A 9617-nucleotide genomic window follows, 5' to 3' on the forward strand; every position below is an offset into this window, starting at 1 on the left:
GAATCGATGGCGTAGTTGTTGGAGTTCGTCGTGCCGGTCCCGGCGTTGCCGGCGGTGTCGGCGACGCCGCTGTTCGCGAGGGTGATGACGTTGGTGGTGTCGGTCACGTCGCCGTTCGGCGTCAAGGGCGCGGTCCAGGTGATGCCGCCGTCGGCCGAGGCGACCGCGCTCAGCGTGCCGTTGGCGATGGTCAGGTCGGCGTTGGTGAAGCCGGTTACCGCCTCGGAGAAGGTGATGGTCACCGCCGAGGTCTCGCCCGTCAGCAGGGCCGTATCGGCCACCGCGATGGTCGCGGTCGGCCGCGCCGAATCGATGGCGTAGTTGTTGGAGTTCGTCGTGCCGGTCCCGGCGTTGCCGGCGGTGTCGGCGACGCCGCTGTTCGCGAGGGTGATGACGTTGGTGGTGTCGGTCACGTCGCCGTTCGGCGTCAAGGTCGCGGTCCAGGTGATGCCGCCGTCGGCCGAGGCGACCGCGCTCAGCGTGCCGTTGGCGATGGTCAGGTCGGCGTTGGTGAAGCCGGTTACCGCCTCGGAGAAGGTGATGGTCACCGCCGAGGTCTCGCCCGCCGCCAGGGTCGTATCGGCCACCGCGATGGTCGCGGTCAGTCGCACCGTATCGATGACGTAGTTGTTGGAGTCCGTCGCGCCGGTCCCGGCGTTGCCGGCGGCGTCGGCGACGCCGGTGTTCGCGAGGGTGATGACGTTGGTGGTGTCGGTCAGGTTCGCGGTCGGCGTGAGCGTCGCGGTCCAGGTGATGCCGCCGTCGGCCGAGGCGACCGCGCTCAGCGTACCGTTGGCGATGGTCAGGTCGGCGTTGGTGAAGCCGGTCACCGCCTCGGAGAAGGTGATGGTCACCGCCGAGGTCTCGCCCGCCGCCAGGGCCGTGTCGGTCACGGCGATGGTCGCGGTCGGCCGGACCGTATCAATGGCGTAGTTGTTGGAGTCCGTCGTGCCCACGCCGGGCGTTCCGACGCTATCCGTCACGCCGTTGAGATCTACCGCGATGACGTTGGTGGTGGCGGTCAGGTCGGCGGTGGGCGTGAGCGTCGCGGTCCAGGTGATGCCGCCGTCGGCCGAGGCGACCGCGCTGAGCGTCCCGTTCGCCACCGCTATGTCCATGTTGTCGAAGGCCAGCACGGCTTCCGAGAAGGTGAAGGTGACCAGGGATGTCTCCCCTGCCGCCAGCGCCACATCCGACACGACGATGTTCACTGTGGGAGCCGTCACAAGCCTATCTTTCCTCTGCTCTGGGTGCCCCAGATCCGAGCGGCTGATGGACCGCATACGTCGGGTATCGAACGAACAACTGCCGAGTGACAGGCCCGGGTTATGGATTGCAGACTTCGAGTCATGTTCCGCCCCGCGTAGTTGCTAGGCCGTTAAAAGGTGAGGAAGTTGGCGCCTCCGAGACCGCAAGCCGCAGACCCTGACGGCGACAATGCGGATCGATACATTTGGCATATGGCCTCTACCCCTAGCTCCTGAGCAGACAAAGGCCATCGCGACGACGGGAGCGGAAGCAACAGAAGTTCACGTCTCAGAACTCAGCCCAGAGGTTTCTCGCCACCCACGCTCCGATCCACAGCACCTTCAACCGTCAGCCTCACCTGATCCGCCGATCGCCCCTTCGCCAGTTCCGGGCCGCAGCTCACAAGTTGTGGGGCGCTGCGTCCGCCGCTGCGAGAGCGCCGGGTCGGGGAGGGGGCTTCCTCGACCGTGTTTGGTGAAGTTGTCAGGTCCTCTGCAGGAGCTGATTTTCATTGCGCGTCACGAAAATGATGATATGTTATAACATAACGTATCAAGTGCGGAGCGTATCTATGCGCCAGCTGCCGGTGACAGTGCTGTCGGGCTTCCTTGGGGCGGGCAAGACCACCCTGTTGAACCATATCCTCCGCAACCGCGAGGGTAAGCGGGTGGCGGTGATCGTCAACGACATGAGCGAGGTCAACATCGACGCGGCTCTGGTCCGAGGCGGGGACGCCGGTCTCTCCCGGACCGAGGCGAGCCTGGTGGAGATGAGCAACGGCTGCATCTGCTGCACGTTGCGTGAGGACCTTCTCGCAGAGGTGCGACGGCTGGCGGGCGAGAAGCGGTTCGACTACCTGCTGATTGAGTCCACAGGGATTTCTGAGCCTATGCCCGTGGCGGCGACCTTCGATTTCATCGAGGAGTCCGGTGATTCGCTACGCGACGTGTCACGACTGGACACCCTCGTGACCGTGGTCGATGCGTTCAATTTTCACCGCGACTACGCCAGCCGCGATTTCCTCGCCGACCGGGGCGAGAGCCTGGGTGAGACCGACACGCGGACTGTGGTGAACCTGCTGGTCGACCAGATCGAATTTGCGGATGTCATCGTGCTCAGCAAGGTCGATCTCGTAACGCCGCAGGCGCTGGCAGAGGTCGAGGCCATCTGCCGCGTCCTGAACCCAGGTGCGCGCATCGTCCCGTCCGAGAACGGCTGCGTCCCTCTGTCTGAGGTGCTCAACACCGGCCGGTTCAATATGCTGAAGGCCCAGAGCGCGGCTGGCTGGCGGCAGGCCCTGGAATTCGGGAAGACGCCGGAAACCGAAGAGTACGGCGTGACCAGCTTTGTCTATCGCGCCCGTCGGCCGTTCCACCCAGGACGGCTGATGACGGTGTTCAACCGCGCCTGGCCGGGGGTCTGGCGATCCAAGGGATTCTTCTGGCTGGCGACCCGCATGGATCAGGTCGGGACCTGGAGCCAGGCCGGCGCGGTCGTCTCGCACGAATGGGGCGGCTATTGGTGGGCGACGATTCCTCCAGAGCGGCGGCCTCAGGATATGGAATCGCGCGCAGCCCTGGATGCCGTTTGGCGTGCGCCGCACGGCGACCGGCGGCAGGAACTGGTGCTCATCGGCAAGGATATGGATCAGACGGACCTGACCGCGATGCTGGACAGTGCGCTGTTGACGCCTGGTGAAGTACAGCGCGGCGTGAAGGCCTGGGCCCGGCTGCCTGACCCCTTCCCTACGTGGGGCCGCGAAATCGAGGTCGCGTGATGTCGCCCCAGAACCTAGACCCCCGTCCCCATCCCGACACTCCACCGGGGATCGTGATCGCCCTGCATGTCCACTGCGACTGTTGCGAGCCTCGAGAAGACACTCCGCCGCCGCGTCATACCTGTGAAGCGATCGAGAGCGGCGTCGCGTGAGCACAACCGATCGTCTGCTGGATGGGTCGGCCATCGGCCTGTCTGGCCTCTGTCTGGCGCACTGCCTGCTCCTGCCGGTTGCCGCCGCCCTGTTGCCGGTACTTGGCGCGTGGGCGGAAGCCGAATGGGTGCACGGCCTGTTCGTCGTCGTCGCCGTGCCGCTTTCCGGCCTGGCGATGCTCCCCAGAGCGAACAGGCAGCGGCGGTCGGGAGCTGTGCTCTGCCTGGCGGTCTGTGGCCTCACCCTCCTCCTGTCGGGCGCCTTCATCGCGGCGACAGAGGAGGCGGAAACGACGATGACCGTTGCTGGCAGCCTCTGCCTCGCCGGAGCTCACCTGTGGAACTGGCTGCGCCGGGCGCGCGCGGCCGAGGCAGGGTGCGCCGCGGGCCATCGGGACGGCGCGCGACCATCCCCCACCGGAGATCTCTGAGATGCCGTCTCACGCCACCATCCCTGTCACCGTGCTCACTGGCTATCTTGGCTCTGGAAAGACAACACTACTCAACCGCATCCTTACCGAGAATCACGGCAGGCGTTTCGCAGTGATCGTCAACGAGTTCGGCGAACTTGGGATCGACAACGACCTCGTCGTGGGGGTCGATGAGGAAGTGTTCGAGATGAACAACGGATGCATCTGCTGCACCGTGCGAGGCGATCTGATCCGGATCCTCAGTGGACTAATGAAGCGCAAGGGTGGCTTTGACGGGATCCTGATCGAGACGACAGGGCTGGCCGATCCGGCCCCGGTGGCGCAGACTTTCTTTGTCGATGACGAAGTGCGCCAGAGGACCCGGCTCGACGCGATCGTCACGGTCGTCGACGCCAAGCACCTCGAGGCCAGGCTGGCCGACAGCCATGAGGCTGCGGAACAGATCGCCTTTGCCGACCTGATCCTGCTCAACAAGGTCGATCTGGTATCCGCTGATGAGGTGGTCCGTCTGCGCACGCTGCTTGGACGAATGAATCCGACCGCGCGGATCGTTCCCACCGCCAACTGCGCAATTGACGTCGGAGAGGTGCTGGATCTCGGCGGCTTCGATCTGGACCGCATTCTGGAGATTGAACCGAGCTTCCTGGGCGAGGACGATCACCAGCACGATGACGCCGTGGTGTCGGTTTCCATGAGCATGGACCGGCCGCTGGACTCCCGTCGTGCGCGGGCGTGGGTCTCGTTGATCGCGTCTGACCTCGGGCAGGGCATTCTTCGCTGGAAGGGCATTCTCCACATCGCAGGCCAGGAACGCCGCCTCGTCTTCCAAGGGGTGCACATGCTGCTGGACGTGGACCTTCAGCGGCCCTGGCGCGACGATGAGGCGCGCGTGTCGCGAGCGGTGTTCATCGGCCGCGACCTTCCCGCTGAACAACTGCGAGCGGGCTTTGAAGCCTGCGCCGTCCGTTGAGCGCCCCGGAAATTCTAACGGGGCCGGCTCTGGGGCTCATTCTGCTATTGGGCCTGAGGCACGGACTGGATCCGGACCACATCGCAGTGGTGGACAACCTGACCTTTCGTGCGGCGGAGGAGAGACCACGATGGGCCCCGTGGATAGGCACGCTGTTCGCGATCGGCCACAGCCTGGCAGTCGCGGCCGTCGCTGTGGGCGCGGCAGCCCTGACCCCCCGGTTCGTGTTGCCTGCGTGGGTCTCCTCGGCGGTCGACTGGGCGGTCATTGTCCTGCTTGTTCTTGTCGGGAGCCTCAATCTGCTCGCCCTGCGACGCCCGGGCGCCTATGCGCCGGTCGGGTGGCGCCAGGGTCTGATCCCCGGGGCCCTCCGGGATAGTTCTCATCCGCTGGCGGTGGTGATGGTTGGCATCGTGTTCGGTCTGGTCTTCGACACCGCGACGCAGGCTGCGGCCTGGGGTCTCGCGGCTTCGTCGACCGCGGGCGTCAGCGGCGCAATGGTGGTTGCCGCGGTCTTCGCCGTCGGCATGATTCTGACCGACACCGCCGACAGCCGGATCGTAGCGACACTCCTCCGCGACCGGGGTGACGTCGACCGTGTGCGGCGTTACCGCAGAGGCGTCGGCTGGCTCATCGTCGCCATGTCGTTCGGGATGGCCCTGTATGCTCTGGCCGGCAAACTGATTGCGGACGAAGGCTCAGTCTCGGATGACCTGTTCATGGGCATGGGCGTTTCCATGGCGCTAGCGGTGGTGGCGTTGCTGTTGTGGGGCCGCCAACGGGTGAGACCTGGCGCGCCTTGAAGGTCCGACGCCATCCCGGGCCGCCTTCGGTGCGCGGGAAATCCTTTCGAATGGTCATCGGCCGACGCTAGGTTGCACCGATAATGCAGAACGCCGCGCCAGCTGAGGCCTGCCATCACGGGCATGGCCCAAAGCCCAGCAAGGCGGCCCTGTCGGCTGTCATGTCGGATGCGAGAACCCGTTGCGAGGCCGCTGGCCTGCGCTGGACAGCGCAACGGGAGCGGGCCCTGGAGCTTCTGTTCAACACAGGGAGGCCGGTAAAGGCCTACGATCCGCTTGGCGAATTCAAAGTAGGCGCCGCGACGGCGCCGCCGACCGTCTATCGCGCTCTCGATGCCCTGGTCGAACTGGGAATTGCCCACCGCATTTCCAGTATCAACGCCTATGTCGCGTGCCATGGTGAGAATGATGGCCACGTGGCGTCATTCCTGATCTGCGGCTGCTGCGGCGCCGTTGAGGAAGTTTCGACGCCGACGGAAATCGTGCTGGCGTCGTTCGCCAGTCAGAGCGCGTTCATGTCTTCGGTCCTCACGATAGAGGCTCACGGTCGTGCGCACGCTGCCAGGGCTGAAATTCGCAAGCCGGATGGACATCAGACGGGGATCAGGCCTGCTCGGCCATCTTCAACGACAAAGCGCCTCAGGGTAGAGACGGTTGCCAGTTGGTCGCGCCGGTCCGATATCGCGCGAAATGCCGTTTCCATATGAGACGGCTTCAGGTCGACGGAAACATACCCATGGGCCTTCAGATCCACGAACCTGATGTGAGGGTTTCGGACCTGGACATCCTTGAAAGCGGCGGCCCGCGGGCTGTCAGCGGTGACGCCGGGCGCCACGAACTCGCTGGCGATAGTCCCGGAGTTGGGATTGCGGAAGTCCGCCTTCAGATCGTTGGCCCAGGAAGAGTGAATGTCCCCTGCCAGGAAGACAGGGTTGCGGGCGCCGGACGCGGCGAGGCCATCCAGCATTCGCGTACGATTAGCCTGATAGCCATCCCAGCCGTCGGTAAAGTGTCCGAGGTCGCCGTTCGGAGCCGCCTGTTCCAGGCGGGCGACCAACAGATTCTGCGCCATGATCGTCCATCGTGTTCCCGACCGCCGGAAGCGATCCTGTAGCCATGCTTCCTGAGGGGGACCCAGCATGCTGCGGTTCGGATCGAGGAGGTCGGCACAGTTGTCCACATGGCCCCGTCTCGATTTCGGCGTCGGACAGGGCTGGGGCGAGCGGTGTTGCCGGCCGTCCAGGACGTTGAACGCCGCCAGGTCGCCGTAACGGGTTTGCCCAAAAATCCGCATGTCGGGGCCCCGTGGCCGTGCGGACCGCCGCAGGGGCATATGCTCGTAGAACGCCCGGTAGGCTGCGGCACGGCGGCGCAGAAATTCGCGCTCGGAAACGCCAAAATCCTGTGACCAGCGGTTGGCATAGTCATTGTGGACCTCGTGGTCATCCCAGGTTGCCAGGCAAGGCGCGACAGCATGAAGAGCCTGCAGGTCGGGGTCCGTTCGGTAGAGTGCGTAGCGGTTCCGATAGTCGGCGAGCGAGATCGCGTCAGCTTCCCGTTCGTGGCGGCGCACCAGGTTCGCGGCCCGCTCGCCGCGATGGCTGTACTCGTAGATGTAGTCTCCGAGAAAGAGCACCAGGTCGGGCGTCTCGTGGGCCATATGCCGATAGGCGCTGAACCAGCCAGACTCCCAATGTGAGCAGGACGCGAAGACGAACCTTAGCCCTGACGCAGGCGCGCCAGGGGCGGGAGTCGTGCGGGCGCGCCCGACGGCGCTCGCGTGTCCTTTGGCGACGAATCGATACCAGTATGGGCGGTCCGGTCGAAGCCCGCCGACCTCCAGATGAACGGCGTGGGCATACACGGGGTCGGCAGTCGTTTCGCCAGCGCGCACGATCGTGCGCATCTGCGGATCGGTCGCGATTTCATATCGGATATCGACGGCTCCCGACATGCCGCCCCGGCCGTCGCTGGCCAAGGGCAGCGGGGCGAGCCTCGTCCAGAGAACAAAGCCGTCCGGCGAAGGCGAACCGCTCGCCACCCCCAGGGTGAACGGGGAGGCTGCGGAGGTGGGCGTCGACAGGCGATGTGCACAGCCCGGCAGGAGCGGCGCGAGGATCGCGCTGGCAGCCCCGGTCAAGACCGAGCGTCGAGGCGGGTTCCTGCCAGCCGACCTGAGACTCATCGGATGGACTCCTTAATCTAGTTTGCGGGCTTGGCTCTGGGGCTTTAGGTGTAATATTATATCATAACATATAAGGCGCGTTGACGTCACATTTGGGGAATCGTCGATGCCTGTGGATGGAGAGACGGTGTTGGACCGGCTGCTGGACCCCGAGGAAGCGAAGAACCTCATCCTCGAGGTGCATGCGGACGATGTTCGCCGAGCCCGGCATCTGCTTGGCGAGGCGGTCCAGGCCGCGGGAGATCAGTGGATTCCGGTCGATGCGGTCATTGAGGCCCTGATCGGAACCGCGACGGATGTAGGTCTCGGGTGTGTCGCGCCTCAGCGCCTCTCACGTCTCTTCGAGGAGGCGGCAGCCACCCTTCGCCAGTCAGGTTGCGGCCGGCTGAATTCGTGATCCACTATTGAAGGACCGCCAGATGCTTTCGATCCAGAATTTCCAGATCCGCCCCCTGCCCAGTCTCGTCTTCGGCGTCGACGCCAGCCTTTCTCTCGGCAGCCATGTAAAGGCTTTGGGGCATTCGGCTGCCCTTGTGGTCACCGACACAGGCCTGGTCGCCAGCGGTGCGATCATGCCCATGCTGGAAAAGCTAGCCGCGGATGGGGTCCACTTCGAGATCTTCGATGGTGTGTCTGCCAATCCCACCGATATCAATGTGATGGCCGGAGCAGAGCGACTTCGGGCGCTGGGAGAGGCAGTGGTTGTCGCGATTGGCGGTGGCTCGGCCATGGATTGTGGAAAGGCGATCGCGCTGCTTGGCCCCAATGGCGGCACGGTCGCAGAACTTCAGTCCGCCCCGCCCAAGGTGCGCGGAGCGCCGGTCATCGCTGTGGCGACGACCGCTGGAACGGGGTCGGAGACGAACTCGGCCTGCGTCATCACCAACACCGAGTTGGGCCGCAAGACCTATGTGATGCATCCGAGCATCGTGCCGGCTGTCTCGATACTTGATCCGAAGTTGACGCTCGGGCTGCCGCGCTATCCTACCGCGACCTGCGGATTCGATGTCTTGACCCACGCTGTGGAGGCCTTCACCTCCGCCCGAACCACACCCTACTCTGACGCCGTGGCGCTTGAAGCGATCCGGATCGTATCGAGGTATCTGCGGAGGGCCGTGGAAGACGGCGCCGATCTCGAAGCCCGGTCGCAGATGATGCTGGCCTCCAGTATGGCGGCTATCGCATTCAATGTCTCGGGCCTTGGCAGCGCTCATGGCACGGGGCACGCTCTGTCAGCCCGTTTGAACGCCGCGCACGGACAGACCCTCGCAACCATGCTGCCTCATGTGATGGACTACAATCTGGAGGTCCGATCAGCGAAGTACGCGGAGATCGCCCAGGCCATGGGCGTCGCGGTCGCCGGAGGATCCGAAGTCGATAACGCCCGGGCGGCCATCGTCGCCATCGTCGCCTTGCGCAATGATATCGGCATCGCTCGCACAATCCGGGATCTTGGAGGGACAGATGACCTCCTGCCGCTACTGGTTGCCGACGCGGCCGCCGATGGGGTCAACTATTCCAACCCGAAGCGGCCCGACCTCGCGGCCTTTGAGGCGCTTTACCGCGCCGCCTGGTAGGGCGCGGCGAGCTAGCGGCAGGTCGTGAGCCATGGCTCCGGCGAAGTCGCAGTCGGAGGGCCGAGGGACAGGAGCAGGCGTGTCTGCCCCGTCCCTTCGATTGGCGGAGAGCGGTGCGTCAGCCCCTCGGCATCTTTCGCACAGCTCCCTCGGAACACGCCGACGGCTCGATCTGGAAAGGTCTCCAATGGGCCACGATAGGCCTGCCTTTCACGAAGGGCTGATTCCGCATTGGCAGGTGTGACCCATTGGGTCCCGGGCCCACGATATGTAGTGACCAAACGCAGGCTCAGCTGGTCTCGATGAAATCCAGCGCAGGCGTCGTCGTCCACCGCCTCCAGCCTTAAATCGACGAGGGCGCACTGACTTAGCACCAGGAACCGGCTTGCGAGCTCTTCTATGTCCCGGATCAGGAGCTGGCCGGCTGGCGCGAGCGCGGCGGTCGGCGCGACCAGGGCTGATATGGCCTCCCCC

The 9617-nt window shown here is 64.8% G+C and carries 10 protein-coding genes; 7 read left to right on the forward strand and 3 right to left on the reverse strand.

Annotation, left to right across the window (positions count from 1 at the left end):
* A partial coding sequence (locus ACIQ3B_RS17035) for an Ig-like domain-containing protein (RefSeq protein ID WP_397404693.1) occupies positions 1-1226 on the reverse strand: 1226 nt, incomplete at its 3' end.
* A 593-nt stretch (positions 1227-1819) separates the two neighbouring features.
* On the opposite strand from ACIQ3B_RS17035, the gene zigA reads away from it, so the two are divergent.
* The 5 genes from zigA to ACIQ3B_RS17060 all read left to right on the forward strand — a co-directional run bounded on the left by zigA (position 1820) and on the right by ACIQ3B_RS17060 (position 6088).
* Positions 1820-3025 carry a zinc metallochaperone GTPase ZigA gene (zigA, locus tag ACIQ3B_RS17040; protein ID WP_397404695.1) on the forward strand — a complete coding sequence of 402 codons (1206 nt, stop codon included), beginning with the start codon at positions 1820-1822 and terminating at the stop codon, positions 3023-3025.
* Between the two features lie 148 nt (positions 3026-3173).
* Entirely contained in the window at positions 3174-3608 is a 435-nt protein-coding gene (locus tag ACIQ3B_RS17045) for a MerC domain-containing protein (RefSeq protein WP_397404697.1), read from the forward strand.
* A gap of 1 nt (position 3609) precedes the next feature.
* Positions 3610-4578: a CobW family GTP-binding protein gene (locus ACIQ3B_RS17050; RefSeq protein ID WP_397404699.1), complete on the forward strand. Its 969-nt coding sequence runs from the start codon at positions 3610-3612 to the stop codon at positions 4576-4578.
* Between the two features lie 47 nt (positions 4579-4625).
* Positions 4626-5381, forward strand: a complete 756-nt coding sequence (locus tag ACIQ3B_RS17055; RefSeq protein WP_397404701.1) for a hypothetical protein — start codon at positions 4626-4628, stop codon at positions 5379-5381.
* Positions 5382-5542: 161 nt separating this feature from the next.
* Positions 5543-6088 (forward strand): Fur family transcriptional regulator, encoded by a 546-nt coding sequence (locus ACIQ3B_RS17060; protein ID WP_397404703.1) that lies wholly within the window; start codon positions 5543-5545, stop codon positions 6086-6088.
* On the opposite strand, the gene ACIQ3B_RS17065 is transcribed toward ACIQ3B_RS17060, so the two are convergent.
* Positions 5974-7566 (reverse strand): alkaline phosphatase D family protein, encoded by a 1593-nt coding sequence (locus ACIQ3B_RS17065; RefSeq protein WP_397404705.1) that lies wholly within the window; start codon positions 7564-7566, stop codon positions 5974-5976. The genes ACIQ3B_RS17060 and ACIQ3B_RS17065 overlap by 115 nt on opposite strands.
* A 106-nt stretch (positions 7567-7672) precedes the next feature.
* Here ACIQ3B_RS17065 and ACIQ3B_RS17070 point away from each other — a divergent pair, with 106 nt between their 5' ends.
* Together ACIQ3B_RS17070 and ACIQ3B_RS17075 are read left to right on the forward strand one after the other, a co-directional pair.
* Positions 7673-7963, forward strand: a complete 291-nt coding sequence (locus ACIQ3B_RS17070) for a hypothetical protein (RefSeq protein WP_397404707.1) — start codon at positions 7673-7675, stop codon at positions 7961-7963.
* A gap of 22 nt (positions 7964-7985) precedes the next feature.
* Positions 7986-9143, forward strand: a complete 1158-nt coding sequence (locus ACIQ3B_RS17075) for an iron-containing alcohol dehydrogenase family protein (protein WP_397404708.1) — start codon at positions 7986-7988, stop codon at positions 9141-9143.
* A gap of 11 nt (positions 9144-9154) precedes the next feature.
* Here ACIQ3B_RS17075 and ACIQ3B_RS17080 read toward each other — a convergent pair whose 3' ends face one another.
* Positions 9155-9607: a DUF1826 domain-containing protein gene (locus ACIQ3B_RS17080; RefSeq protein WP_397404710.1), complete on the reverse strand. Its 453-nt coding sequence runs from the start codon at positions 9605-9607 to the stop codon at positions 9155-9157.
* Positions 9608-9617 lie beyond the last annotated feature (10 nt).

The sequence above is a fragment of the Phenylobacterium sp. genome (assembly GCF_044358365.1).
Lineage (GTDB): Bacteria > Pseudomonadota > Alphaproteobacteria > Caulobacterales > Caulobacteraceae > Phenylobacterium.

Bases quoted from the DNA above. Each gene is read 5' to 3' on its own strand.
- zigA (WP_397404695.1), top strand. From the start codon at position 1,820: ATGCGCCAGCTGCCGGTGACAGTGCTGTCGGGCTTCCTTGGGGCGGGC.
- ACIQ3B_RS17050 (WP_397404699.1), top strand. From the start codon at position 3,610: ATGCCGTCTCACGCCACCATCCCTGTCACCGTGCTCACTGGCTATCTT.
- ACIQ3B_RS17060 (WP_397404703.1), top strand. From the start codon at position 5,543: ATGTCGGATGCGAGAACCCGTTGCGAGGCCGCTGGCCTGCGCTGGACA.
- ACIQ3B_RS17065 (WP_397404705.1), bottom strand. From the start codon at position 7,566: ATGAGTCTCAGGTCGGCTGGCAGGAACCCGCCTCGACGCTCGGTCTTG.
- ACIQ3B_RS17070 (WP_397404707.1), top strand. From the start codon at position 7,673: ATGCCTGTGGATGGAGAGACGGTGTTGGACCGGCTGCTGGACCCCGAG.
- ACIQ3B_RS17075 (WP_397404708.1), top strand. From the start codon at position 7,986: ATGCTTTCGATCCAGAATTTCCAGATCCGCCCCCTGCCCAGTCTCGTC.